A 25,943-nucleotide genomic window follows, 5' to 3' on the forward strand; every position below is an offset into this window, starting at 1 on the left:
GGCTGTAGCGCCCTTTACTCTCCACCCTTTTGCACGAAGCTCCGCACGAAATCCTCGGCATTTTCCTCGAGTACGTCGTCGATCTCGTCCAGAACCGAGTCCACGTCGTCGCTCAGCTTCTCGTGCCGTTCCTTGAGGTCCTCCGAGGCCTGCGCGTCCTGCGCCTGCTCCTCGACCTCCTCGGTGGAGCGCGTCGCCTTCTGCTGGCCGCCGCCCGTGTCCTTGGTTGCCATAACCCTCACCCCGCTCAGTTCGCCTGCCGATCGGTGATGATCAGACCCTACAAGCCGGGTCCGACATCGGCCCCGCAGTTTCTCCAACGTACGGGGGCCATCCCGATGATTCCCGGGCTGCGGGGTTTCCACCCCGGCCGCCCGGGCGCACCGGGTACCCCCCTGGCTCCGCTCACCCGCCGGACAGGACCCTGACCAGGTCTTCCGCGGTACGGCAGCGGTCCAGGAGCTCCTTGACGTGATTTCGCGTTCCGCGTAGCGGTTCCAGGGTTGGAACGCGCTGGAGCGAGTCGCGGCCGGGGAGGTCGAAGATGACCGAGTCCCAGGAGGCGGCCGCGACGTCGTCCGCGTACTGCTCCAGGCAGCGTCCGCGGAAGTACGCGCGCGTGTCCTCCGGCGGCTTCGTACGAGCCCTGTCGACCTCGGACTCGTCCAGGAGCCGCTTGATGCGTCCGCGGGCCACCAGGCGGTTGTACAGGCCCTTCTCGGCCCGTACGTCGGCGTACTGGAGGTCGACCAGGTGCAGCCGGGCCGCGTCCCAGTCCAGGTCGTCGCGGCGGCGGTAGCCCTCCATCAGCTCCCGCTTGGCGACCCAGTCCAGCTCGCCGGCCAGGCTCATCGGGTCGTTCTCCAGCCGGGTGAGGGTGTCCTCCCACCGGCTGAGGACGTCCTTGGTCTGGTCGTCGGCGTCGGCGCCGAAGCGCTCCTCGACGTACTTGCGGGCCAGCTCGAAGTACTCCATCTGCAGCTGGACCGCGGTCAGGGTGCGCCCGCTGCGCAGCGTGACCAGGCGCTTGAGCGACGGGTCGTGCGAGACCTGGTGGAGGGTGCGCACGGGCTGGTCGACGGCGAGGTCCACGGCGATGAAGCTGTCCTCGATCATGGACAGGACCAGGGCGGTCGTGCCCAGCTTGAGGTACGTCGAGATCTCGGAGAGATTCGCGTCGCCGATGATCACGTGCAGCCGCCGGTACTTCTCGGCGTCCGCGTGCGGCTCGTCGCGGGTGTTGATGATCGGCCGCTTGAGCGTGGTCTCCAGGCCGACCTCGACCTCGAAGTAGTCCGCGCGCTGGCTGAGCTGGAAGCCGTGCTCGTGCCCGTCCTGGCCGATGCCGACGCGGCCGGCTCCGGCGAAGACCTGGCGGGAGACGAAGAAGGGCGTGAGGTGGCGCACGATGTCCGAGAAGGGGGTCTCCCGCTTCATCAGGTAGTTCTCGTGCGTGCCGTAGGAGGCGCCCTTGTTGTCGGTGTTGTTCTTGTAGAGGTGGATCGGCTGGGCGCCGGGGAGCTGCGCGGCCCGCTCGGCGGCCTCGGCCATGATCCGCTCGCCGGCCTTGTCCCAGAGGACGGCGTCGCGGGGGTTGGTGACCTCGGGCGCGCTGTACTCGGGGTGGGCGTGGTCGACGTAGAGGCGCGCGCCGTTGGTGAGGATCACGTTGGCCAGCCCGATGTCCTCGTCGGTGAGCTGGCTGGCGTCGGCGGCCTCCCGGGCGAGGTCGAAGCCTCGCGCGTCGCGCAGCGGGTTCTCCTCCTCGAAGTCCCAGCGGGCCCGGCGGGCCCGGTGCATCGCCGCCGCGTAGGCGTTGACGATCTGGGACGAGGTGAGCATGGCATTGGCGTTCGGGTGGCCGGGGACGGAGATCCCGTACTCCGTCTCGATGCCCATTACTCGCCGTACGGTCATGCGGCCCTCCTTGCCCGGCGGCACCCTCGGTCGTGGGCGCCGCTCACGTACCGCTGGCGCTCCGGTGCGTGTGCGGTGCCCGTCCCCGCACGGCGCGACACGGCGGCAGGAACGAGCCTAGAACGCCTTTGCGCTGGTGGGGAGATCATTTGCGTCATTGGCTGCTCCGGTCGTGGCCCGAAAAACAGTCGGCTGCGGGTACCCGCTGAGGGCACCCGCAGCCGCCCTGCCGTTACAGGTACTGACCGGTGTTCGCCACCGTGTCGATGGAGCGTCCGGTGTCCGCGCCCTGCTTTCCGGTGATGAGCGTACGGATGTACACGATCCGCTCGCCCTTCTTTCCGGAGATCCGGGCCCAGTCGTCCGGGTTCGTGGTGTTGGGCAGGTCCTCGTTCTCCTTGAACTCGTCCACGCAGGCCTGGAGCAGGTGGGAGACGCGGAGGCCCTTCTGGCTCTTCTCCAGGAAGTCCTTGATCGCCATCTTCTTGGCGCGGCCCACGATGTTCTCGATCATGGCGCCGGAGTTGAAGTCCTTGAAGTAGAGGACTTCCTTGTCGCCGTTGGCGTAGGTGACCTCCAGGAAGCGGTTCTCCTCGGATTCGGCGTACATGTGCTCGACCGCGGTCTGGATCATGCCCTGGACCGTGGAGCCCTTGTCGCCGCCGTGTTCCGCGAGGTCGTCCGCGTGCAGCGGCAGACGCTCGGTGAGGTACTTGCCGAAGATGTCCTTCGCCGCCTCGGCGTCCGGACGCTCGATCTTGATCTTCACGTCGAGCCGGCCGGGGCGCAGGATGGCGGGGTCGATCATGTCCTCGCGGTTGGAGGCGCCGATCACGACCACGTTCTGCAGGCCCTCCACGCCGTCGATCTCGGCGAGCAGCTGCGGGACGATGGTGTTCTCCACGTCCGAGCTGACGCCGGAGCCACGGGTGCGGAAGAGGGACTCCATCTCGTCGAAGAAGACGATCACGGGGGTGCCCTCGCTGGCCTTCTCACGCGCACGCTGGAAGACGAGGCGGATCTGCCGCTCGGTCTCGCCGACGTACTTGTTGAGCAGCTCGGGGCCCTTGATGTTCAGGAAGAAGCTCTTGCCCGCGGCCTGGCCGGTGACCTCGGCGACCTTCTTGGCCAGCGAGTTCGCCACGGCCTTGGCGATCAGCGTCTTGCCGCATCCGGGCGGGCCGTAGAGCAGGACGCCCTTGGGCGGGCGCAGCTCGTGCTCCTTGAACAGGTCCGGGTAGAGGTACGGCAGCTCGACCGCGTCGCGGATGGCCTCGATCTGGTTGCCGAGACCGCCGATCTGCTCGTAGCCGATGTCGGGGACCTCTTCGAGGACCAGTTCCTCGACCTCGCTCTTCGGCACGACCTCGTAGACGTAGCCGGAGCGGGGTTCGAGCAGCAGCGCGTCGCCGGCGCGGATGGTGACGTCCAGCAGCGGCTCGGCGAGCCGTACCACCCGCTCCTCGTCGGTGTGCCCGAGTACCAGGGCGCGCTCGCCGTCCTCCAGGATCTCCTTGAGGGTGACGATGTCGCCGACGCGCTCGAACTCCATGGCCTCGACCACGTTGAGCGCCTCGTTGAGCATGACCTCCTGGCCGCGCCGGAGCTCGTCGACCTCGACGCTGGGGCTGACGTTCACCCGGAGCTTGCGGCCGCCGGTGAAGATGTCGGCGGTGCCGTCCTCGTTGGCCTGGAGGAAGACACCGAAGCCGGCCGGCGGCTGGGCGAGCCGGTCGACCTCCTCCTTGAGGGCCACGATCTGGTCGCGGGCCTCACGGAGGGTGTTGGCCAGTCGTTCGTTCTGGGCGGACACGCCGGCCAGGTTGGTCTGCAGCTCGACGATCCGCTCTTCGAGAATCCTCGTGTGGCGCGGAGAGTCGGCGAGCTTGCGGCGCAGGACGGCGATCTCCTGCTCAAGGTAGGCGATCTGCCCGGCCGGGTCGTCGGACCCGCGTCCCGGGCGGATGCCGCGGTTCATGTCGTCGTCGTGGGCTGCCACGGTCCTCACCTCCTCCAAGGGGAGCTGGACGCTTCCAGACCCTACCTGGGCTGGTGTCGATTGAAACCCCTAGATCACAAAGACTGTCAAGGTGTGTCGTCGGTCACCCGGTGCACACTCCCTCGCACGGAGGGGATACCCACTCAACGTGAAGGGAAAGCAGCTTGTTCCATGCATGGCGTGGTCGAATCCCTTCATTACTGACCGGAGTTGTCCGCACCCGACCGATCGGCCCGTATTCGGGCAGCACGCAGCGCGCTCGCACGATCATCACGCAGAGCGACGGCAGCGGCGGATGGTGTCACCGCCGTGGCGGCCTGAAGTGATCGACCCGGCCGCCGGGGAACCCCTTTCCCGGTCCGGCGCTGGTACCCGAGCGGGCCCGGCCGGAAACCCCGGACCGGTCCCACACGGCAACAAACCGGGCGGAGGTAGGGTCGAGGGTGTCCAACAGCCGCTGGAGCGGACCCGGCTGGCCCTCGGGGTGCCGGAACCGCCCGGCGAACCGACGGCAGGAGAGATGACCGTGCAGCAGGAGGCCCCGGGCGGCGAGACGCTGGAGGTCTGGATCGACCAGGACCTGTGTACCGGCGACGGGATCTGCGCCCAGTACGCCCCGGAGGTGTTCGAGCTGGACATCGACGGGCTGGCCTACGTGAAGGGCGCGGACGACGAGCTGCTCCAGGCCCCCGGGGCGACCACGCCGGTGCCGCTGCCGCTGCTGACCGACGTGGTGGACTCGGCGAAGGAGTGCCCCGGCGAGTGCATCCACGTACGCCGGGTTTCGGACAAGGTCGAGGTGTACGGGCCGGACGCGGAGTGAGCCCGGCTCAGACGCTCTCGGACCCGGCCGGGGTGGAGCGGAGGAAGGCGCTGCCGTTCCACCGCCACGAGGCGGGGGTCTTCACGTCGGGGCAGCAACTGGGCACGGCGTCCGAGGAGTAGCCGAGCAGCGTCGCGGAGACCGCACGCGCGCGGAGCGTGAAGTCGGTGACCGTGAGCCGTTCCTTCGGCTCGACGAGGGTGGCGACCACGCGGGGCTTGCCGCCGTCCGCGGAGCGGGTGAGGACGTAGACCCCGTCGGGCGGGGTGCCCATGGGGGCGTCGCAGTGCACCACCGCGACGGTCTCCGGCCTGCCGTCGCCGTCCAGGTCGCCGGTGGCCTTCTTGGCGACCACCGCCTTCACGGGGCCGCAGTCCAGCGGGAACCGCACACCGGCCGTGTCCGGCGGCGCGACGGCCGCGGCGGCGGACCTGCCCTGGGCGGCGGGGGCGGACTGCGCGGCCGTGGCCGATCCGGGCTGGACGACCGAGGAGAGGGCCACGACACCCGCGACGGCCGTCGCGGTGGCGACCCAGTGGATGGGCCGGGTCTGGGTGTGCGCGAGCTCCGGAACGGCGGATTGCTGCACGAGGAGCGTCTCCTGTGAGGGCTGTGCCGGTGGGATGGGCTGCATGGTGCCACACGTCACAGTGCGCGGGAACGGCGGGGTCCGGGATTCGCGGCCGGATCATGCGCGAGCCGCACGCGCGCGGGGAGGCTGCGGTGCTGGTGCCGTGTCAACGAAAGGGCGCCGTGGCCGAGTTCCCGGATGCGGCCGGGAACTCGGGCACGGCGCCCTCGCGTTGTATCGGCGTGCGGCCGGTCAGCGGCCGGCGCCGCCGTCGGCGTTCGGTCCGGCGTAGTCCTCGCCGTAGGCGCCCTTGGCGGGGCGGCGGCGGCGCATGGGCGGCTCGACGCCGTCCGCGAGGCGGCGGGCGGTGAGCAGGAAGCCGGTGTGGCCGATCATCCGGTGGTCCGGGCGGACGGCCAGGCCCTCGATGTGCCAGTTGCGGATCATGGTCTCCCAGGCGGTCGGCTCGTTGAAGCAGCCGATCTCCCGGATGGACTCCACGGTCCGGGCGAGCTGGGTGGTGGTGGCCACGTAGCAGCACAGGATGCCGCCCGGGACGAGCGCCTTGGAGACGGCCTCCAGGCACTCCCAGGGGGCGAGCATGTCGAGGATGACGCGGTCGACGTCGGTGTCGGACAGGTTGTCCTGGAGGTCGCCGACGGTGAGCTGCCAGGCGGGGTGCGGGCCGCCGAAGTAGCGCTCCACGTTCTGCCGGGCGATGTCCGCGAAGTCCTCGCGGCGCTCGTAGGAATGCAGCATGCCCTGGTCGCCGATGGCCCGCAGCAGGAAGCTGCTGAGCGAGCCGGAGCCGACGCCGGCCTCCACGACGCGGGCGCCGGGGAAGATGTCGGCGAAGGCGAGGATCTGCCCCGCGTCCTTCGGGTAGACGACGGCTGCCCCGCGGGGCATGGACAGGACGTAGTCGGGGAGCAGGGGGCGCAGCGCGAGGTAGGCGACGTTGCCGGTGGTCCGGACAACGCTGCCCTCGGGAGCGCCGATCAGTTCGTCGTGCGGGAAGGAGCCCTTGTGGGTGTGGAAGTTCTTCCCGGCTTCGAGCGTGAACGTGTAGTGGCGACCCTTGGGGTCGGTCAGCTGTACCTGGTCCCCGACCTTGAAGGGCCCGCGCCTGCGGGCGGCACCGGTCGGTTCGGACATGTGACCAGCGTACCGGTTCCCTGCCGGGCGCTTGACCGACGCGGGGGCGGGGGCGCTCAGGCCGGCCGAGCCATCGCCCTGACGAAGGCCCGCTCGACGTCCGCCGCGGACAGGACGCCGTAGATCTCGCCGGTCTCCTCCACCACCAGGTACTCGGTGGCCGGGGTGGCGCGCAGCACGTCCAGCAGTTCTTCGCCGGCCAGCTCGGCGGAGACCCGCATGCCGTCGGTCAGCTCCTGGGCGAGGCCGCTGACGGCGACCCACGGGCGGCGGTGCTCGGGTACGCCGACGATGGCGGCCTCGCGGACCAGCGAGAGCGGTTGGCCGTCGGGGTCGACCACGACCAGCGCGCGGGCGCCGGCGGCGTTGGCGCGGCGCAGCGCCTCGGAGAGCGGGGTGTCGTTCTCCACCGGCACGGCTCGCCGGGTGAGGGTGCGGGCGCGCAGCTCGGGGAGGTGTTCGCGCAGCCGGGCCATGCGCAGGCTGTTGCCGGCGCCGGTCCAGATGATCGCGGCGAGGATGGCGGCGAGCAGGGCGTCCGTGACGGTGTCCATGCCTCCCACGTCCTCGCCGCCACCGCCGAGGGCGCCGGACTGGTTGAGCAGGGGCAGGCCGATCAGGACGGAGACGGCGAGGGCGCGGCCGACCCAGGCGGCGGCGACCGTGCCGGTCATCGGCTTGCCGCTGATCTTCCAGACGACGGCGCGGAGCATGCGGCCGCCGTCGAGCGGGAGGCCGGGGAGGAGGTTGAAGATCGCCACGATGAGGTTGGAGACCATCAGCCCGGCCAGCAGCACGCCGGGCACGGTGCCGGGTTCCACGGGCTTCATGGCGAGGTAGAACAGGCCGGCCAGCGCGAGCGAGAGCAGCGGGCCGACGAAGGCCAGCACGAACTCCCGGCCCGGCGTCTCGGCCTCCTTCTCGATCTCCGAGACGCCGCCGAAGAACTGGAGCTGGATGCGGCGGACCGGGAGCTTGAAGCGGATCGCGGCGACCGTGTGGGCCAGCTCGTGGACCAGGACGGAGGCGTAGAAGGCGACCGCGAAGAAGAGGGAGACCAGGTAGCGGGCGGCGCCCAGCTCCGGCAGCACTCGGTCGAGCTGTCCGCCGAAGACCCAGGTGATCAGCGCGGCGACGAGGAACCAGCTCGGCGCGACGTAGACGGGCACGCCGAACGGGCGCCCCATGAGGATGCCGCCGCCGGGCTCCTTGGGCCGCGGCTCGGGCGGCTCCCCCTTGGCGATACCGGAGTGGGCGAGGGAACGGTGCTCGGGGGCGGCGGCGTGATGTGCGGGGGGCGGGGCCGGGTCGCGCCGGGGGGTGTCGTCCGGGGCTCGGTGGTCCGGCTCGGCCGGGGCGGGGGTGCCGGGCGTGTCGGCGGGGCCGGGCGTGGCAGCCGCGTCGGACCCGGCAGCCGCGTCGGGCGTGGGGGCTGCGTCAACCTCGGCGGTGGTACTGCCGCCCGTACGGTCGTCCGTGCTGTTTCCGTCGCCCGTACCGTCCGTGTCGGTCCTGCCCGCCGTGGCCTCTTCCGCCGGCCGGTCGGTGGCGCCGTCACGTCCGGTGGGCGTCGGGGCCGGCTCCTCGGTGCCGGCCTCGGCCCGGTCGGCGGGGCGCGGGGGTTCGGGCTCCGGGCCCGGGTGGTCGGTCGCCGGGGCCGTAGGGTCAGCGGAGTGCTGGGCCGGCTCGTCGTTGCCGGACCGCGGCTGCCCGCTCCCGCCGCTCACGTCCACGGTGTCCCCTCGTTCGATGCGTCTTCCGCACCTGCCGGGCGGAAGGGTCTCCTGTCGATGGTATGCGGCCGTGGTGGCACGTTTCGCCCCGGCACCCCCTGTGTTTGCCCCGAGGTCGCGCGGTCGACGCGGGCGGCGGCTGGGTCACTGTCAGTGGTGGGCCGTAAGGTCTGTGGACATGGACAGCAGCACCGACGAGGCGGCGGCCCAGCCGGGCGGCGCCGTTGAGACGCCCCCGGCCACCCCACCCCGGACGCCGGACCCCGCGATGCCTGCGGCCGCGGAACCGGTGGGGGAAGCGGCGCCGGAGACGGTCCCCGTCCCGGCCCCGGCCGGCACGGGCGGGGAGCGGAGCGCCATGGCGCCGACCTCCTTGTCGCCCTCCCGGGCCGGTGACTTCATGCAGTGCCCGTTGCTGTACCGGTTCCGGGTGATCGACCGGCTGCCGGAGAAGCCGAGCGAGGCGGCGACGCGGGGCACTCTGGTGCACGCCGTGCTGGAACGGCTCTTCGACGCGCCCGCCGGCGAGCGGACCGCACCGCGCGCCAAGGCGCTGATCCCCGGGCAGTGGGACCGGCTGCGCGAGAGCCGTCCGGAGGTGACCGAGCTGTTCGCCGACGACCCGGAGGGGGAGCGGCTGGCCGGGTGGCTCGCCGAGGCGGAGCGGCTCGTGGAGCGCTGGTTCACGCTGGAGGACCCGACGCGGCTGGAACCGGCCGAGCGCGAGCTGTTCGTGGAGGCCGAGCTGGAGTCGGGGCTGCGGCTGCGCGGCATCATCGACCGGGTGGACGTGGCGCCGACCGGCGAGGTGCGGATCGTCGACTACAAGACGGGCAAGGCCCCCCGCCCCGAGTACGCCGAGGGGGCGCTGTTCCAGATGAAGTTCTACGCGCTGGTGGTGTGGCGGCTGAAGCGGGTCGTCCCGCGCCGGCTCCAGCTCGTCTACCTCGGCAGCGGTGACGTGCTGACGTACGACCCGGTCCCCGCCGACCTGGAGCGGGTGGAGCGCAAGCTGCACGCGCTGTGGGAGGCCATCAAGCAGGCCACGGAGACCGGGAACTGGCGGCCCCGGCCCACCAAGCTGTGCGGCTGGTGCGACCACCAGGCGCACTGCCCGGAGTTCGGCGGCACTCCCCCGCCCTACCCGCTGCCGGTCACGGCGCCCGGGTCCGGGACCGTGTGAACCCGGAAACCCGGGCAGGGCAGAATGGGGCCGGACTAGCGAAGGAGTGTCACGTGGCCATCCGCGTCCTACTGGTCGACGACCAGCCCCTGCTGCGTACCGGTTTCCGGATGATCCTGGAGGCCGAGCAGGACATCGCGGTCGTCGGCGAGGCCGGTGACGGCCTTCAGGCCCTCGACCAGGTGCGCGCGCTCCAGCCGGACGTGGTGCTCATGGACATCCGGATGCCGCGGATGGACGGGGTGGAGGCCACCCGGCAGATCACCGGGCCCGGCCGGGACGGTCCGGCCAAGGTGCTGGTGCTGACCACGTTCGACCTGGACGAGTACGTGGTGGAGGCGCTGCGCGCCGGGGCCAGCGGCTTCCTGCTCAAGGACGCGCCCGCCAACGAGTTGGTGCAGGCGATCCGGGTGGTCGCGGCCGGTGAGGCCATGCTCGCGCCGAGCATCACCCGGCGGCTGCTCGACAAGTACGCCACGCATCTGCCGTCCGGCGAGGAGCCGGTGCCGGACACCCTGCACACCCTCACCGACCGCGAGGTGGAGGTGCTGAAGCTGGTGGCGCGCGGGCTGTCCAACGCCGAGATCGCGGCCGATCTGTTCGTCAGCGAGACCACCGTGAAGACGCATGTGGGCCACGTGCTCACCAAGCTGGGCCTCAGGGACCGGGTGCAGGCCGCGGTGTACGCGTACGAGAGCGGTCTGGTGCGCCCCGGCGCGCAGTAGGCCAGGAGGACGGTACGACGGTGAAGGGCGCCCTCCCGCGCGGGGAAGGGCGCCCCTGTCGTACCGGGCGTCAGCCCTGGTGCCGGGGTCAGCCCTTGCTGAGTTCCCAGAACCGGAACACCGTCGAGGCGTCCAGGCAGTACTCCAGGCCGTACACCCCTTCGCGGACGACCGCGTACTGCTTGGCCTGCCAGACCGGCAGGACGGGCAGTTCGTCGGCGACGATGTCCTGGAGCTTCCCGAAGTCCTTGTCGGTCGCCGAGCGGTCGCTCTGCGCGGCGGTGGCGGGCAGGAGGGACTTGGTGATGGTGCCGTTGCCGTAGTTGTTGCCCAGCACGTTGCCCTTGCCGAAGAACGGGGCGGTGAAGTTGTCGGCGTCCGGGTAGTCCGGCACCCAGCCCTTCACGTACACGCCGTACTTGCCGGCGGCGATGTCCTTCTCGTACTGCTCGTAGGCGACGGACTGCACGTCGGCGTCGAACAGGCCGCTGGCGTTGAGCTGGCCGGCGACGGCCTTCAGCTCGTCGTCGGTGGCGGGGCCGTAACGGGACGGCGTGGACCACAGGGTGAGCTTGACCTTGCCGGTGATGCCGTCGGCGCTCAGCGCGGCGGCGGCCTTGTCCCGGGAGGGGCGGGCGCCGTAGGTGTCGAAGAACGCGGTGTTGTGGCCCACGATGCCCGCCGGGACGATCGAGTACAGCGGGGTGGCGGTGCCGTCGTACACGTCCTTGATGAGGGCGTCGCGGTCGAGGAGGTAGGCGATGGCCTTGCGGACGCCGAGCTTGCCGGCCACCGGGTCCTTCATGTTGAAGACCAGGTGCTGGACCTCGGCGCTGGTGCCCTCGATGACGTCGACGCCCTTGCTGTCGGCCCCCTGGTCGAGGTCGGCGATGTCGGACGCGGCGAGGCCTCGGTAGGCGATGTCGACGTCGCCGTCGAGGAGGGCCTTGCGCAGGGCGGTCCGGTCGCCGTGGAAGAACTTCAGGGTGACGCCGGAGTTCTTGACCTCGGCGGCGCCCTTGTAGTTGTCGTTGACCGAGAAGACCGCCTGGTCCTTGTCGAAGGAGTCCAGCTTGTAGGGGCCGGAGCCGATGGCCTGGTGGTCGGTGCGCAGGCCGTCCGCGTCGTACTGGCGGTGGTCCACGATGGAGCCGGCGCCGGAAGCGATCTTGCTGGGGAAGGTGGCGTCGGGGACCTTCAGGCGGAAGACGGCCGTTCTCGCGTCCGGTGTCTCGACCTTGTCGAGCATGGGGAACATGATGGCGGGGCCGGCGGGGTCGTCGATCTTCAGCATGCGGTCGAAGGAGAACTTCACGTCCTCGGAGGTGAGGGCGTCACCGTTGCTGAACTTCAGGCCGTCCTTCAGCTCGCACTTGTAGACCATGGCCCGGGAGTCGGTGAAGGCGCACTGCTTCGCCAGTTCGGGCTGGGGTTCGGTCGCGCCCTTCGGGAAGCCGAGCAGCGACTGGAAGACGTTGTTGAACAACAGCCAGGAGCCGGGGTCGTAGCCGGATGCCGGGTCCGTGGCGAGGACGTCGTCCGACATCCCCATCACGACGGAGGAGCCGGTGCCCCCGGAATCACCGGTCTCGGAGCCGCAGCCGGTCAACAGGCCGGAGGCCAGCCCCGCCACGATGGGCAGGACTGGCCACTGGTTACGCATATTCACGTGCTATGTGCCTTGTCGTCGGTTCGTCAGCCCGGGACCGCCGTCCCTGGCCCCGGGCCCCGGGGCCGTTTCGCGCTCGGCCCCGGGTCTGAGAGCCGTCAGCCGCTCACACCGCGGCCCAGCTCCCACAGCTGAAGCGTCGAGGAGGAGTTGAGGGCGTATGCCACGCCCGTGACGTTGTCCCGTGCGGCGACGTACTGCTTGCCCTGCCACAGCGGCAGGATCGGGACGTCCTCGGCGACGATGTCCTGGATCTGGTTCAGGCTCTTGGAAGCGCCGAGCCGGTCGGCCTCGCGGCGGGACTGCGGGATCAGCGTGCGCTGGATGGTGCCGTTGCTGTACGGCGAGCCGAGCGTGTTGTCCTTGTCGAGGAAGGGCGCGAGGAAGTTGTCGGCGTCCGGGAAGTCCGGGAACCAGCCCATGCCGTAGACGTCGTACTGGCCCTTCTGCTCGGCGGGCCGGAAGGTCTTCCAGGGGTGACCCTCGATGGAGGCGTCGAACAGGCCGCTGTCGTTGAGCTGCTTCTGCAGGATCTCGAACTCCTGCTTGGTGGCCGAGCCGTAGTGGTCGGTCGTGTAGTGCAGCGTCAGCTTCACCGGGGTGGTGATGCCGGCCTTGGTGAGCAGCGACTTGGCCTTGTCGACGCTGGGGTTGCCGTACTTGTTGAAGAACGCGTTGGAGTGGCCGGTGACGGTGGCCGGGACCAGCGAGTACAGCGGTTCGGCCTGGGTGCCGTAGACCTTGGAGACCAGCTCGCCGCGGTTGATGAGCTGGGCCATGGCCTGGCGCACGGCCTTGGACTTGACGCTGGTGGCGTCGGTGTTGAAGGCCAGGTAGCGGATCTCCAGGCCCGGCATGTCGACCAGGTCGACGTTCTCGTCGGTGCCGGCGTCCAGCTTCTGGATCTGCGCGGGCGACATGGCGCGGGTCATGACGTCGATGTCACCCTTGTCGATCGCGGCGCCCATGGCGTCCGCGTCGGGGTAGGTGCGCAGTTCGACCTTGTCGTTGTTCACCGTCACGCTGCCCTTGTACGAGGGGTTCTTGGTGAAGGTGGCGCTGGCCATCACGTCGCCCTTGACGTCGGCCTTGAAGGTGTAGGGGCCGGAACCGTCCATCTGGAAGCCGTCGCGCAGCTTGTCCTTCTCGTAGTCCTTCGGGTTCACGATGCCCGCGACCGGGGTGGACAGCTTGTACGGGAAGGTGGCGTCGGCCGTCTTGAGGTGGAAGATGACCTCGCGCTCGCCCTGCGTCTCGACGGTGTCGATGGTGTTCAGCAGGGCGGCCGGACCGCCGGGGACGTCGATGCGCAGCGCACGCTCGATGGAGTACTTCACGTCCGCGGCGGTCACGGGGTCACCGCTCGCGAACTTCAGGCCCTCCCGCAGCTTGCAGGCGTAGCGCTCGCTGCCGCTGTCGGTGAAGGAGCAGCTCTCGGCGGCGTCCGGGACGGGGTCGCCCTCGCCCTTGGGCTGGGCCATCAGGGTCTGCACCGTCTGGCGCATGATGTTCCAGAGGCCGACGTCGTAGGCGTAGGCCGGGTCGAGGGGCGCCGGGGCTTCCTTGGTGGCCGTGAACTGGTCCGTGGTACCGACGACGATGGCGTCACCGCTCTTGCTCCCGCTGTCGGATCCGCCGCACGCGGCGAGAACCGGGGTGAGCAGGCCGGCCAGCGCCGGCAGCACCAAAGTCTTGCGGTTCATGCGGGAGTTTCTCCAGAGCTGTTCGGGTCCGTGTATCCGGCATGCAGGGGTGACGCGGCGGATCACGGGGTTCTCGGCGATGTTCTCGCGATGAGATTAGTCCGCGCCCGCAGCGGGGTTCGCAGCCGCGTGAGTTGACCCCCCATCACGCAGTGGAACCGGCCGCGGACACACCGAGAACCCGACAGCGGCAGGATTAGTGCAGCTTTCCATCAATCGGGACACAAGGTCGCACGGAAACACCCCGGACGACCCCGGTCAGCACACTCGGCCAACGTTGTCGAGCCCCGTCGGCGTGGGGAACGTCACACGGTCAACTGTGCGGTCGGTCAGCGGAATTCGGCCGCACCGCCCCCGGCGAATTCTCCTCGGGTGTACTTCCCCGGAAATGTGTCCAGCGTCGCCAATGGACTTAACACGCTGGGTGAACGGCTAGCGCATTTCCGTCATCAGACCGCGCAGAAATGCCAGGTCGACCTCTTCCAGAGAGGAGACGACGGTGCGCCCCTCGGCCGGGCCGATGGGGGCCACGGAGGGGACGGCGACCACCCGGCAGCCCGCGGCCTCGGCGGCGGCGACGCCGGTGGCGGTGTCCTCGACCACCGCGCATCTGGCCGGATCCGCACCGAGTCCGGCGGCGGCGAGCAGATACGGGTCCGGGAAGGGCTTGGTGCGGGAGACCTCGTCCCCGGCGATGGAGAGGGCGAAGTGGTGCGGCCCGAGCACGGACAGCACACGGTCGATGATGCGCCGGTGGGAGGCGGACACCAGGGCCGTGGGGACGCCGTGCAGGTGCAGTTCGGCGAGCAGCCGTGAGGCGCCCGGCATCAGCGGCAGCGTGCGGCCGATCCGGTCCTCGAAGCCCTCGTTGAGCAGCACGCTGAGTTCCGCGAGGGTGATGTCGGCACCGGTCGCCTCGATGAGGAAGCCGGCGCTGCGGGTCATGGGACCGCCGACCACGACATGCCGCCAGGACTCGTCCAGGGCGTGGCCGAGGGTGGCGAAGACCTCCACCTCGACGTCCCACCAGAAGCCCTCTGTGTCCACCAGGGTGCCGTCCATGTCGAGCAGCACCGCCTGCAGGGCGGAGCCTTCGGCTGTACGGGTTCCGAGCGCGGGGACCGTACTGGTCATCCGGGCGCACCTCCTTGAGGGACGACCAGGCCGGTTCCCGGGCGGGGAACCGGCCTGCAGTGGACCGACCAGTGTACGACTTGTCCGATCAGTCTGCTGGGTGAGACACGCATCACCGTGTGCGGGTGGGACACCCGTCCGGGCATGCGGGGTGGGACACCCGTCCCGGCGTGCGGGGCGGGACACCCGTCACCGTGCGTTGAAGTACTTCGCCTCCGGGTGGTGGATCACGATCGCGTCCGTGGACTGCTCGGGGTGGAGCTGGAACTCCTCGGACAGGTGGACACCGATCCGCTCCGGCCTGAGCAGTTCCGCGATCTTGGCGCGGTCCTCCAGGTCGGGGCAGGCGCCGTAGCCGAGGGAGAATCGGGCGCCCCGGTACTTCAGGGCGAACATGTCCTCGATGCCGGCCGGGTCCTCGCCGCCGAAACCGAGTTCGGCGCGCACGCGGGCGTGCCAGTACTCGGCGAGGGCCTCGGCCAACTGGACGGACAGACCGTGCAGTTCGAGGTAGTCGCGGTAGGCGTTGGCCTCGAAGAGCTTGGCCGTCTCGGCGCCGATGCGCGAGCCGACGGTGACGACCTGGAGGCCGACGACGTCCGTCTCGCCCGACTCCTCCGGGCGGAAGAAGTCGGCCAGGCACAGGCGCCGGCCGCGGCGCTGGCGCGGGAAGGTGAAGCGGGTGCGCTCGTTGCCCTGTTCGTCCAGGATGATCAGGTCGTCGTCCTTGGACACGCAGGGGAAGTAGCCGTGGACGACGGCCGCTTCCAGGAGGTTCTCGGTCTGGAGCCGGTCGAGCAGGCCGCGCAGCCGGGGCCGGCCCTCGGTCTCGACCAGTTCCTCGTACGTCGGACCCTCGCCGGTGCGGGCCTGCTTCAGGCCCCACTGGCCCTTGAACAGCGCGCCCTCGTCCAGCCAGCTCGCGTACTCCTTGAGCTGGATGCCCTTGACGACCCGGGTGCCCCAGAACGGCGGTTCGGGGATCGGGTTGTCGGTGGCGACGTCGGAGCGGACGTGGCCCTCCTCCGGGCGCTCCTCGATCTCCACGGCGGCGGCCCGCACCCGGCGCTGCCTGAGCTCGGGCAGCTTCGCCCCGGGCACGCCCCGCTTGACGCCGATGAGGGCGTCCATCAGGCGCAGGCCCTCGAAGGCGTCGCGGGCGTAGCGGACCTCGCCCTCGTAGATCTCGTGCAGGTCCTGTTCGACGTAGGCCCGGGTGAGGGCGGCGCCGCCGAGGATGACCGGGAAGCGGGCGGCGAGACCGCGCTGGTTCAGCTCCTCCAGGTTCTCCTTCATGATCACCGTGGACTTCACCAGGAGCCCGGACATGCCGATGACGTCGGCCCGGTGCTCCTCGGCCGCCTCCAGGATCGCGGAGACCGGCTGCTTGATGCCCAGGTTGACGACGTTGTAGCCGTTGTTGGACAGGATGATGTCGACGAGGTTCTTGCCGATGTCGTGCACGTCGCCGCGCACGGTCGCGAGCACGATCGTGCCCTTGCCCTCGGCGTCCGACTTCTCCATGTGCGGTTCGAGGTAGGCGACCGCGGCCTTCATGACCTCGGCGGACTGCAGGACGAAGGGGAGCTGCATCTGGCCGGAGCCGAACAGCTCGCCGACGACCTTCATGCCGTCGAGCAGGGTCTCGTTGACGATGTCGAGCGCCGGGCGGTCCCGGAGCGCCTCGTCGAGGTCGGCTTCCAGGCCGTTGCGCTCGCCGTCGATGATGCGGCGCTTGAGCCGCTCCTCCAGGGGCAGCGCGGCCAGTTCCTCGGCCTTGCCGGCCTTCAGGGACTTCGCCGTGGCGCCCTCGAAGAGCTGCATGAGCTTCTGGAGGGGGTCGTAGCCCTCGCTGCGGCGGTCGTAGACGAGGTCGAGGGCGGTGCGGACCTCTTCCTCGCTGAATCGGGCGATCGGCAGGATCTTGGAGGCGTGCACGATCGCCGAGTCCAGGCCCGCCTTGACGCACTCGTCCAGGAAGACGGAGTTCAGCAGGATGCGGGCGGCCGGGTTGAGGCCGAAGGAGATGTTCGACAGGCCCAGCGTGGTCTGCACCGCCGGGTGGCGCCGCTTCAGCTCGCGGATCGCCTCGATGGTGGCGATGCCGTCCTTGCGGGACTCCTCCTGACCGGTGCAGATCGTGAAGGTCAGGGTGTCGATGAGGATGTCCTCCTCGCGGATGCCCCAGTTCCCGGTCAGGTCGGCGATCAGCCGTTCGGCGATCTCGACCTTCTTCTCCGGGGTGCGGGCCTGGCCCTCCTCGTCGATGGTGAGCGCGATCAGCGCGGCGCCGTGCTCCCGCGCCAACTGGGTGACCTTCGCGAACCGGGAGTCCGGGCCGTCGCCGTCCTCGTAGTTCACGGAGTTGATCACCGCGCGGCCGCCCAGCTTCTCCAGGCCGGCCTTGATGACGTCGACCTCGGTGGAGTCCAGGACGACCGGCAGCGTCGAGGCGGTGGCGAAGCGGCCGGCCAGTTCCTCCATGTCGGCCACGCCGTCCCGGCCGACGTAGTCCACGCACAGGTCGAGCATGTGCGCGCCCTCGCGGATCTGCTCCCGGGCCATCTCCACGCAGTCGTCCCAGCGGCCCGCCAGCATGGCCTCGCGGAACTTCTTGGAACCGTTGGCGTTGGTGCGCTCGCCGATGGCCAGGTACGCGGTGTCCTGGCGGAACGGCACCGACTGGTAGAGGGAGGCGGCGCCCGGCTCGGGGCGCGGGTCGCGCTCGGGCGGGGTGAGACCCTGGACGCGCTCCACGACCTGGCGCAGGTGCTCCGGGGTGGTGCCGCAGCAGCCGCCGATGAGGGAGAGGCCGTAATCGCGTACGAAGTTCTCCTGGGCGTCCGCCAGGCCCTCGGGGCCGAGCGGGAAGTGGGCACCGTCCTTGGTGAGGATCGGCAGACCGGCGTTCGGCATGCACAGCAGCGGGATGCGGGAGTGCCGAGTGAGGTAGCGCAGGTGCTCGCTCATCTCGGCCGGGCCGGTCGAGCAGTTCAGGCCGATCATGTCGATGCCGAGCGGCTCCAGCGCGGTGAGCGCGGCGCCGATCTCGGAGCCCAGCAGCATGGTGCCGGTGGTCTCGAAGGCCATCGAGCAGAGCAGGGGGACCTCGGTGCCGAGGCGCTCCATGGCGCGCCGGGCGCCCAGGACGGACGCCTTGGTCTGGAGCAGGTCCTGGGTGGTCTCGACGATCAGGGCGTCGGCGCCGCCGGCGAGCAGGCCCTCGGCGTTCGCCTGGAAGCCGTCCCGGATGGTCGTGAAGCCGATGTGGCCGAGGGTGGGCAGCTTGGTGCCGGGGCCGATGGAGCCGAGGACCCAGCGGGGCCGGCCGTCGCGGGCGGAGAACTCGTCCGCGGTCTCCCGGGCGATGCGGGCGCCGGCCACGGACAGCTCGTGGACGCGGTCGGCGATGTCGTACTCCGCCATGGCCGCGTGGTTGGCCCCGAAGGTGTTGGTCTCGACGCAGTCGACGCCCACGGCGAAGTACGCCTCGTGGACCGAGCGGACGATGTCGGGGCGGGTGAGGTTGAGGATCTCGTTGCAGCCTTCGAGGTTCTGGAAGTCCTCGAGGGTGGGCTCCTGCGCCTGGAGCATCGTGCCCATGGCTCCGTCGGCGACCACCACTCGGGTGGCGAGCGCCTCGCGGAGCGCGGACGCACGGGTCCGGCTGTCGGCGGAAGGGGACGTTGGCGACGAGGCCATGTAAGGGCTCCCTGGAGTGCGACGGCTGTCGGCTATGCGGCTGCCCGGCCCGGCCGGGTTGCCGCACGGCGCCAGAGTAACCGGGAGTCGGCTTGGATGGGCAGCGGCGTCCACGAGGCGGACGCGGGTGACCCGGGTGCCACGCACAGGTCACGTGTGATGTAACAGGTGCCGTCCGACCATTAGCGGGAGGTCGGCATGGACCGGTAGTGTTCGACATTGCCGAACGGTGATTTGCAACGGCACCGGGGCAGTCGAGGGGACGGAGGCAGGACGGCGATGGCACGGAACATCCAGTCGCTCGAACGGGCGGCGGCGATGCTGCGGCTCCTCGCGGGCGGCGAGCGGCGGCTCGGCCTGTCGGACATCGCCTCGTCACTGGGCCTCGCCAAAGGCACCGCCCACGGCATCCTGCGCACCCTCCAGCAGGAGGGGTTCGTGGAGCAGGACGACGCCTCCGGGCGCTACCAGCTGGGCGCGGAGCTGCTGCGCCTCGGCACCACCTACCTCGACGTGCACGAACTGCGCGCGCGGGCGCTGGTGTGGACCGACGACCTGGCCCGGTCCAGCGGGGAGAGCGTGTACCTGGGCGTGCTGCACCAGCAGGGCGTCCTGATCGTGCACCACGTCTTCCGGCCCGACGACAGCCGGCAGGTGCTGGAGATCGGGGCCATGCAGCCGCTGCACTCGACGGCCCTCGGCAAGGTCCTCTCCGCGTACGACCCGGTGGCCCACAGCGAGGCGCTGGACACCGAGCGGAAGGCCTTCACGGACCGCACGGTGTGCGACCCCGGCGACTTCGAGCACCTCCTCGACATCACGCGCGCGCGTGGGTACGCGGCCGACGTGGAGGAGACCTGGGAGGGCGTGGCGTCGATCGCCGCGCCCATCCACGACCGGCGCCGGATGCCCGTGGGCGCCGTGGGCATCACCGGCGCCGTGGAGCGGCTGTGCCGGGACGGCGAGCTGCGCTCCGAACTGATCGCGGCGGTGCGCGACTGCGCCCGCGCGGTCTCCCGCGATCTGGGCGCCGGGCGGTTCTGACCGCCGGGCGCAGCGGGGAACGACCGGAAGGACTGCGACGACCGGGACGCCAGGCGGCGTTCCGGTCGTCGATCTACCCTGAAATCGGCAAAAACGGCTAGATCGTACGTCCGTGCACGAACGTTGATAACGCGCAGCGATCAATAACGATCCTGTTTTCGATAACAGAACCCTTGACTCACGCGTAACGCCGAAGCAAGACTCCCGTCCATCGGTCGGCATTGTCGAACACCTTGCGGCAATACGCGCTAGAGTGTGACAACGCCAAGGGCCGGCATCGCTCTCACCCCCTGAGGGCGCCAGAACCCCCGCTGGGACGGGGTTCGGCTACCCCTGGACGAAGGACAAAGGAGTCGCGGGTGTCCAGCTCCGACATCTTCATCGGCGAGACCATCGGTACCGCCATACTCATCCTGCTCGGCGGCGGCGTCTGCGCCGCCGTCACGCTGAAGGCCTCCAAGGCCCGCAACGCCGGTTGGCTCGCCATCGCCTTCGGGTGGGGCTTCGCCGTCATGACGGCCGTGTACATCTCCGGACCGCTGTCCGGGGCCCACCTCAACCCGGCCGTCACCGTCGCCCTCGCCATCAAGGACGGCGACTGGAGCAACGTCCCGGTCTACTTCGCCGGCCAGCTGCTCGGCGCGATGATCGGCGCGGCCCTGGTGTGGGTCGCCTACTACGGCCAGTTCCAGGCGCACCTGACCGACAAGGAGATCGTCGGCGGTCCGGGCGCGCAGGCCACGGCGGCCAAGGCGGTCGAGGCCGAGGAGCAGGGCGCCGGCCCGGTCCTCGGCATCTTCTCCACCGGTCCGGAGATCCGGAACGTGGTGCAGAACCTCGCCACGGAGATCATCGGCACCGTCGTGCTGATCCTCGCGGTCCTCACCCAGGGCCTGAACGACAAGGGCAACGGCCTCGGCATCCTCGGCGGTCTGATCACCGCGCTCGTGGTGGTGTCGATCGGTCTGTCGCTCGGCGGCCCGACGGGCTACGCGATCAACCCGGCCCGCGACCTGGGCCCGCGCATCGTGCACGCCCTGCTGCCGCTGCCCAACAAGGGCGGCTCCGACTGGAGCTACGCCTGGATCCCGGTGGTCGGTCCGCTGATCGGCGGCGCCATCGCTGCAGGCATCTACAACGTCGCCTTTGCCTGAGAAGCCTCTTGAGAAGCCTGAAGAAGCACCGAGTCTTCGAGCACGCGCCGTACGTACAGCCCCATCACCACGGATCTTTCAGGAGCACACAGTGACCGACGCCCACACCGCAGGCCCCTTCATCGCGGCGATCGACCAGGGCACGACCTCCTCGCGCTGCATCATCTTCGACCGGGACGGCCGCATCGTCTCCGTCGACCAGAAGGAGCACGAGCAGATCTTCCCGAAGCCGGGCTGGGTCGAGCACAACGCCAACGAGATCTGGACCAACGTCCAGGAAGTCGTCGCCGGAGCCGTCGCCAAGGCCGGCATCACCCGGGACGACATCAAGGCCATCGGCATCACCAACCAGCGCGAGACCACCGTGCTGTGGGACAAGAACACCGGTGAGCCCGTCCACAACGCCATCGTCTGGCAGGACACCCGCACCGACGCGCTCTGCCGGGAGCTGGGCCGCAACGTCGGACAGGACCGCTTCCGCCGCGAGACGGGCCTGCCGCTGGCCTCCTACTTCGCCGGGCCCAAGGCCCGCTGGCTGCTCGACAACGTCGAGGGCCTGAAGGAGCGCGCCGAGGCCGGCGACATCCTCTTCGGCACCATGGACACCTGGGTCATCTGGAACCTGACCGGCGGTGTCAACGGCGGCAAGCACGTCACCGACGTCACCAACGCCTCCCGCACCCTCCTCATGAACCTGCACACGATGCAGTGGGACGAGAAGATCTGCGAGTCCATCGGCGTGCCGCAGCAGATCCTCCCCGAGATCCGCTCCTCCGCCGAGGTCTACGGCGAGATCACGGGCGGCAAGCTCGGCGACCTGCTCGGCGGCATCCCGGTCGCCTCCGCGCTCGGCGACCAGCAGGCGGCCCTGTTCGGCCAGACCTGCTTCTCCGAGGGCGAGACCAAGTCGACCTACGGCACCGGCACCTTCATGGTGATGAACACCGGTAGCAAGATCATCAACTCCTACGCCGGTCTGCTGACCACCGTCGGCTACAAGATCGGCGACCAGCCGACGGTCTACGCCCTGGAGGGCTCGATCGCCGTCACCGGCTCGCTGGTGCAGTGGATGCGCGACCAGATGGGCCTGATCTCCACCGCCGCCGAGATCGAGACGCTCGCGCTCTCGGTCGAGGACAACGGCGGCGCCTACTTCGTGCCGGCCTTCTCGGGCCTGTTCGCCCCGCACTGGCGCTCCGACGCCCGCGGTGTGATCGCCGGCCTGACCCGGTACGTCACCAAGGCGCACCTCGCGCGCGCCGTCCTGGAGGCCACCGCCTGGCAGACCCGGGAGATCGCCGACGCCATGGTCAAGGACTCCGGCGACGAGCTGGTGACCCTGAAGGTGGACGGTGGCATGACCGCCAACAACCTGCTGATGCAGACCCTCGCCGACGTCCTCGACGCACCGGTGGTGCGCCCGATGGTCGCCGAGACCACCTGCCTCGGCGCCGCCTACGCCGCCGGTCTCGCCGTCGGCTTCTGGAACAGCACCGACGACCTGCGCGCCAACTGGCGCCGGGCCGCCGAGTGGACCCCCCGCATGGACGCGGACACCCGCGACCGTGAGTACAAGAACTGGCTCAAGGCCGTCGACCGGACCATGGGCTGGCTCGAAGACGAGAGCTGAGCGGCCCTTCCCGGCTCAGCCATCTCTGACGAGGAGTAAGTACCCGACATGACCAGTCAGTCCACCCTGCAGACCGTGCCTGCCCTGGGAACGCACCCGGCTTCCGGCTCCAACCCGAGCCGGGCCGAGACCAGGGAGCAGCTCGCCAAGGCGTCGTACGACCTTCTTGTGATCGGCGGCGGCATCCTGGGCATCTCCACCGCCTGGCACGCCGCGCAGTCCGGCCTCAGGGTGGCGCTGGTCGACGCCGGCGATTTCGCCGGCGCCACCTCCTCCGCCTCCTCCAAGCTGCTCCACGGGGGCTTGCGCTACCTGCAGACCGGCGCGGTGAAGCTGGTGGCGGAGAACCACTTCGAGCGCCGTGCGGTCTCCCGCCAGGTGGCCCCCCACCTGGCGAACCCGCTCACCTTCTACCTCCCCGTGTACAAGGGCGGGCCGCACGGCGCGGCGAAGCTCGGCGCGGGCGTCTTCGCCTACTCCGCGCTCTCCGCGTTCGGCGACGGCGTCGGCCACCTGCTCTCCCCCGCCAAGGCGGCGCAGGACGTGCCCGAGCTGCGCACCGAGAACCTCAAGGCCGTGGCCGTCTACGGCGACGACCAGATGAACGACGCGCGCATGGCGCTGATGACGGTCCGCGCGGCCGTCGAGGCGGGCGCGGTCGTCCTCAACCACGCCGAGGTCACCGGGCTGCGCTTCACCAGGGGCCGGGTCACCGGCGCCGACCTCAGGGACCGGCTGTCCGGCGAGGAGTTCGGCGTCAACGCCCGCCTGGTGCTGAACGCGACCGGACCCTGGGTCGACCACCTGCGCCGGATGGAGGACCCGAACGCGGCGCCGTCCATCCGCCTGTCCAAGGGCGCGCACCTGGTCCTGAAGCGGACGTCCCCGTGGAAGGCCGCGCTCGCGACCCCCATCGACAAGTACCGCATCACCTTCGCCCTCCCCTGGGAGGACATGCTGCTGCTCGGCACCACCGACGAGGAGTACGAGGGCGACCCGGCGGATGTCGCGGTCAACGAGGAGGACATAGCCCAGATCCTGGACGAGGCCGCGTTCTCCGTCCGGGACCAGCAGCTCCAGCGCGACCTGATCACCTACGCGTTCGCCGGTCTGCGGGTGCTGCCGGGCGGCCCCGGCGACACCGCCAAGGCCAAGCGCGAGACGGTGGTGACCGAGGGCAAGGGCGGCATGCTGTCCGTCGCGGGCGGCAAGTGGACCACCTTCCGGCACATCGGCCGCACGGTCATGCAGAAGCTGGAGGCGCTGCCGGGCCACCCGCTCGGCGACGACTTCGAGCCGATCTCCTCGCTGCCGAAGAAGCTGCCCCTGCCGGGTGTCGCCAACCCGCGCGCGGTCGCCCACCGGCTGCTGGTCGACGGCCCGGCTCCGGGCCCGCGCATGGCCGCCGACACCGCCAAGCACCTGGCCACTCACTACGGCTCCCTGGCCTTCGACATCGCCCGCCTGGCGAACGAGGACCCGGAGCTGGCCGAGCGCGTCCACCCCGACGCCCCGGAGATCTGGGCGCAGGTCGTCTGGGCCCGTGACCACGAGTGGGCCGAGACGGCGGACGACGTGCTGCGCCGCCGCACCACGCTGACCATCCGGGGCCTGGCCACGGACGAGGTCCGCGCCAAGGTCCAGGACCTGCTGGACAAGAAGTAGCGAGCGGGTGCGCACGGCGTAGCAGGCGGGTGCGCACGGCGTGGCGAGCGAGCCGGATCCGGCGGGACAGGATCCGGAGGGACATTCGAGGGGCGGCCCCACGCCGACGGGGCCGCCCCTTCCGCTTCTCCGCGCCCCGGAAGCGCTCTTCGGCCCGGAGCCGCCGCCGCATAATGTGCTGAGACATCCGATGTCTGGGCGACAGGAGGCCGGCCGTGGCAGTCACCGACGAGGCGATCGAGAAGATCAAGGGCATGATCGTCTCCGGTGCGCTGCGCCCGGGCGACCGGCTGCCGAAGGAGAGCGAGCTGGCCGCCGAGCTGGGCCTGTCCCGCAACTCCCTGCGGGAGGCCGTACGCGCGCTGTCCCTGATCCGGATCCTCGACGTACGGCAGGGCGACGGCACCTATGTCACCAGCCTCGATCCGCAGCTGCTGCTGGAGGCGATGAGCTTCGTCGTGGACTTCCACCGCGACGACACGGTGCTCGAGTTCCTGGCCGTGCGCCGCATCCTGGAGCCGGCCGCGACCGCGCTGGCGGCCCCCCGGATAGACGCCGGGCAACTGGACGCGCTGGAGGCCCAGTTGGACGCGCTGGGCGCGGACCCCTCGGTGGAGCAGCTGGTCGCGGCCGACCTGGAGTTCCACCGGGGCATCGTGCAGAGCGCCGGGAACTCGGTGCTGTGCTCGCTGCTGGACGGGCTGTCCGGGCCCACCACACGGGCCCGTATCTGGCGGGGACTCACCCAGGAGGACGCGGTCGGCCGCACCCTGCGCGAGCACCGGGCGATTCTGGGCGCGCTGCGCGACCGGGACGCGGAGGCGGCGCGCTCCTGGGCGACCGTGCACATCGCGAGCGTGGAGCAGTGGCTGCGCTCCACGCTGTGAGTTCGGCCTGCTGGGGTCGGCTCCGCGAGTTCGGCTGTTCGCGCGTGTTCCGCGGTGGTGAACGGGGCAGTGATCCGTTCACGCCCCCACGCAAGGGGGCTGCGGGCGCCCCCGCCGGACGCCGTAAGGTTGGTGAGTCAAGCGAGGGCACGTCGGAAGGAGGCACTGGGTGATCGAGCTGGAGGGGGTTCCCGAGCTGATCGACCCAGTCATGGTGGCCGCGTTCGAGGGCTGGAACGATGCCGGCGACGCCGCCTCCACGGCGGTCGCGCATCTGGAACGCGAATGGAAGGGCGAGGTGTTCGCGGCGCTGGACGCCGAGGACTACTACGACTTCCAGGTGAACCGCCCCACGGTGTTCATGGACAACGGTGTGCGCAAGATCACGTGGCCGACGACGAGGTTGTCGGTGGTCCGCGTCGGCGGTGAGAAGCCGCGCGACCTGGTGCTGGTCCGGGGCATCGAACCGTCCATGCGCTGGCGTTCGTTCTGCAACGAGCTGCTGGGCTTCGCGCACGAGCTGGGCGTGGAGCTGGTGGTCATCCTGGGCGCCCTGCTCGGGGACACCCCGCACACGCGTCCGGTGCCGGTCAGCGGGGTCACGTCCGACCCGGACCTGGCCCGCCGGATGGACCTGGAGGAGACCAAGTACGAGGGGCCGACGGGTATCGTCGGCGTCCTGCAGGAGGCGTGCACGCACGCGGGCGTCCCGGCGGTCTCGCTGTGGGCGGCCGTACCGCACTACGTCTCCCAGCCGCCCAACCCGAAGGCCACGCTGGCGCTGCTCAACCGCCTGGAGGACCTGCTCGACCTGCGCATCCCGCAGGGCGAGCTGCCCGAGGACGCGCGGGCCTGGCAGGTGGGCGTGGACCAGCTGGCCGCCGAGGACAGCGAGGTCGCCGAGTACGTGCAGACGCTGGAGGAGGCCCGGGACACCGCGGAGCTGCCGGAGGCGTCCGGTGAGGCGATCGCGCGGGAGTTCGAGCGGTATCTGCGGCGCCGGGACGTGGGCCCTCCGGGCGGTAAGCCGAGGCCCCCGGCGGCCGGGAGCGGGTCCAAGGATGACGACGAGGACGGCCCGGAGGACTGAGAGGACGACGAAGGGGCGCTTCCCTGCCAGGGGAGCGCCCCTTCGTCGTGTTGCCGACGCCTCAGGCGGTGCCGCCGGGGCCGTCGGGCGGCTTCGGATCCGTTGTCGCCGGTCGCGCGGTTCCCCGCGCCGCTGACGGGACACCGCCCTCCGCGGTGC

Annotated in this window: 19 protein-coding genes; 9 read left to right on the plus strand and 10 right to left on the minus strand. The window is 70.4% G+C overall.

What is annotated here, in order from left to right:
- Nucleotides 1-14: 14 nt before the first annotated feature.
- The 3 genes from OO52_RS28195 to arc form a co-directional block, all read right to left on the minus strand.
- Nucleotides 15-233, minus strand: coding sequence for a ubiquitin-like protein Pup (locus OO52_RS28195; protein ID WP_020939002.1), 219 nt, complete (start codon nucleotides 231-233; stop codon nucleotides 15-17).
- A 172-nt stretch (nucleotides 234-405) separates the two neighbouring features.
- On the minus strand, nucleotides 406-1,917 hold the full coding sequence (gene dop, locus OO52_RS28200; RefSeq protein WP_347877571.1) for a depupylase/deamidase Dop: 1,512 nt from the start codon (nucleotides 1,915-1,917) through the stop codon (nucleotides 406-408).
- A gap of 232 nt (nucleotides 1,918-2,149) precedes the next feature.
- Complete coding sequence (gene arc / locus OO52_RS28205; protein ID WP_014671692.1) at nucleotides 2,150-3,916, minus strand: proteasome ATPase; 1,767 nt, start codon at nucleotides 3,914-3,916, stop codon at nucleotides 2,150-2,152.
- 520 nt (nucleotides 3,917-4,436) lie between these two features.
- On the opposite strand from arc, the gene OO52_RS28210 reads away from it, so the two are divergent.
- Nucleotides 4,437-4,739, plus strand: a complete 303-nt coding sequence (locus tag OO52_RS28210; protein WP_030653973.1) for a ferredoxin — start codon at nucleotides 4,437-4,439, stop codon at nucleotides 4,737-4,739.
- A gap of 7 nt (nucleotides 4,740-4,746) precedes the next feature.
- Here OO52_RS28210 and OO52_RS28215 read toward each other — a convergent pair whose 3' ends face one another.
- The 3 genes from OO52_RS28215 to OO52_RS28225 all read right to left on the minus strand — a co-directional run bounded on the left by OO52_RS28215 (nucleotide 4,747) and on the right by OO52_RS28225 (nucleotide 8,198).
- A complete protein-coding gene (locus tag OO52_RS28215) occupies nucleotides 4,747-5,328 on the minus strand; it encodes a hypothetical protein (RefSeq protein WP_030653970.1) in 582 nt (193 codons plus the stop codon).
- 234 nt (nucleotides 5,329-5,562) lie between these two features.
- Complete coding sequence (locus OO52_RS28220) at nucleotides 5,563-6,465, minus strand: tRNA (adenine-N1)-methyltransferase (protein WP_014671696.1); 903 nt, start codon at nucleotides 6,463-6,465, stop codon at nucleotides 5,563-5,565.
- Nucleotides 6,466-6,521: 56 nt separating this feature from the next.
- On the minus strand, nucleotides 6,522-8,198 hold the full coding sequence (locus OO52_RS28225) for a site-2 protease family protein (protein ID WP_030653965.1): 1,677 nt from the start codon (nucleotides 8,196-8,198) through the stop codon (nucleotides 6,522-6,524).
- A gap of 178 nt (nucleotides 8,199-8,376) precedes the next feature.
- On the opposite strand from OO52_RS28225, the gene OO52_RS28230 reads away from it, so the two are divergent.
- Both OO52_RS28230 and OO52_RS28235 read left to right on the plus strand, forming a co-directional pair.
- Nucleotides 8,377-9,381: a RecB family exonuclease gene (locus tag OO52_RS28230; protein WP_031025069.1), complete on the plus strand. Its 1,005-nt coding sequence runs from the start codon at nucleotides 8,377-8,379 to the stop codon at nucleotides 9,379-9,381.
- Nucleotides 9,382-9,434: 53 nt separating this feature from the next.
- Nucleotides 9,435-10,106 carry a response regulator gene (locus OO52_RS28235; protein ID WP_014671700.1) on the plus strand — a complete coding sequence of 224 codons (672 nt, stop codon included), beginning with the start codon at nucleotides 9,435-9,437 and terminating at the stop codon, nucleotides 10,104-10,106.
- A gap of 88 nt (nucleotides 10,107-10,194) precedes the next feature.
- Here the strand turns inward: OO52_RS28235 and OO52_RS28240 are convergent, their stop codons facing one another.
- The 4 genes from OO52_RS28240 to metH all read right to left on the minus strand — a co-directional run bounded on the left by OO52_RS28240 (nucleotide 10,195) and on the right by metH (nucleotide 18,314).
- Nucleotides 10,195-11,775: an ABC transporter substrate-binding protein gene (locus tag OO52_RS28240; RefSeq protein ID WP_030653959.1), complete on the minus strand. Its 1,581-nt coding sequence runs from the start codon at nucleotides 11,773-11,775 to the stop codon at nucleotides 10,195-10,197.
- 98 nt (nucleotides 11,776-11,873) lie between these two features.
- A complete protein-coding gene (locus OO52_RS28245; protein ID WP_030653956.1) occupies nucleotides 11,874-13,478 on the minus strand; it encodes an ABC transporter substrate-binding protein in 1,605 nt (534 codons plus the stop codon).
- 432 nt (nucleotides 13,479-13,910) lie between these two features.
- Entirely contained in the window at nucleotides 13,911-14,612 is a 702-nt protein-coding gene (locus OO52_RS28250) for an HAD family hydrolase (protein ID WP_030653952.1), read from the minus strand.
- Nucleotides 14,613-14,801: 189 nt separating this feature from the next.
- On the minus strand, nucleotides 14,802-18,314 hold the full coding sequence (gene metH / locus OO52_RS28255) for a methionine synthase (protein WP_030653949.1): 3,513 nt from the start codon (nucleotides 18,312-18,314) through the stop codon (nucleotides 14,802-14,804).
- A 279-nt stretch (nucleotides 18,315-18,593) separates the two neighbouring features.
- Here metH and OO52_RS28260 point away from each other — a divergent pair, with 279 nt between their 5' ends.
- From OO52_RS28260 to OO52_RS28285, 6 genes are all read left to right on the plus strand, one after another.
- Entirely contained in the window at nucleotides 18,594-19,358 is a 765-nt protein-coding gene (locus tag OO52_RS28260) for an IclR family transcriptional regulator (RefSeq protein ID WP_030653946.1), read from the plus strand.
- A gap of 359 nt (nucleotides 19,359-19,717) precedes the next feature.
- Nucleotides 19,718-20,512 (plus strand): MIP/aquaporin family protein, encoded by a 795-nt coding sequence (locus OO52_RS28265; RefSeq protein WP_030653943.1) that lies wholly within the window; start codon nucleotides 19,718-19,720, stop codon nucleotides 20,510-20,512.
- Between the two features lie 91 nt (nucleotides 20,513-20,603).
- Entirely contained in the window at nucleotides 20,604-22,142 is a 1,539-nt protein-coding gene (gene glpK, locus OO52_RS28270) for a glycerol kinase GlpK (RefSeq protein WP_030653940.1), read from the plus strand.
- A 48-nt stretch (nucleotides 22,143-22,190) separates the two neighbouring features.
- The gene (locus tag OO52_RS28275; RefSeq protein WP_030653937.1) at nucleotides 22,191-23,807 is read left to right on the plus strand and encodes a glycerol-3-phosphate dehydrogenase/oxidase; all 1,617 of its coding nucleotides are present in this window, start codon (nucleotides 22,191-22,193) and stop codon (nucleotides 23,805-23,807) included.
- 215 nt (nucleotides 23,808-24,022) lie between these two features.
- Entirely contained in the window at nucleotides 24,023-24,694 is a 672-nt protein-coding gene (locus OO52_RS28280; protein WP_030653935.1) for a FadR/GntR family transcriptional regulator, read from the plus strand.
- Between the two features lie 169 nt (nucleotides 24,695-24,863).
- Nucleotides 24,864-25,784 (plus strand): PAC2 family protein, encoded by a 921-nt coding sequence (locus OO52_RS28285; RefSeq protein WP_030653933.1) that lies wholly within the window; start codon nucleotides 24,864-24,866, stop codon nucleotides 25,782-25,784.
- Nucleotides 25,785-25,943 lie beyond the last annotated feature (159 nt).

The sequence above is a fragment of the Streptomyces flaveolus genome (assembly GCF_000716535.1).
Taxonomy (GTDB): domain Bacteria; phylum Actinomycetota; class Actinomycetes; order Streptomycetales; family Streptomycetaceae; genus Streptomyces; species Streptomyces flaveolus_A.

Coding starts and splice junctions, on each gene's coding strand:
- dop (WP_347877571.1), bottom strand. CDS start 1,917: ATGACCGTACGGCGAGTAATGGGCATCGAGACGGAGTACGGGATCTCC.
- OO52_RS28220 (WP_014671696.1), bottom strand. CDS start 6,465: ATGTCCGAACCGACCGGTGCCGCCCGCAGGCGCGGGCCCTTCAAGGTC.
- OO52_RS28260 (WP_030653946.1), top strand. CDS start 18,594: ATGGCACGGAACATCCAGTCGCTCGAACGGGCGGCGGCGATGCTGCGG.
- OO52_RS28245 (WP_030653956.1), bottom strand. CDS start 13,478: ATGAACCGCAAGACTTTGGTGCTGCCGGCGCTGGCCGGCCTGCTCACC.
- OO52_RS28195 (WP_020939002.1), bottom strand. CDS start 233: ATGGCAACCAAGGACACGGGCGGCGGCCAGCAGAAGGCGACGCGCTCC.
- OO52_RS28275 (WP_030653937.1), top strand. CDS start 22,191: ATGACCAGTCAGTCCACCCTGCAGACCGTGCCTGCCCTGGGAACGCAC.
- OO52_RS28210 (WP_030653973.1), top strand. CDS start 4,437: ATGACCGTGCAGCAGGAGGCCCCGGGCGGCGAGACGCTGGAGGTCTGG.
- OO52_RS28230 (WP_031025069.1), top strand. CDS start 8,377: ATGGACAGCAGCACCGACGAGGCGGCGGCCCAGCCGGGCGGCGCCGTT.
- OO52_RS28250 (WP_030653952.1), bottom strand. CDS start 14,612: ATGACCAGTACGGTCCCCGCGCTCGGAACCCGTACAGCCGAAGGCTCC.
- metH (WP_030653949.1), bottom strand. CDS start 18,314: ATGGCCTCGTCGCCAACGTCCCCTTCCGCCGACAGCCGGACCCGTGCG.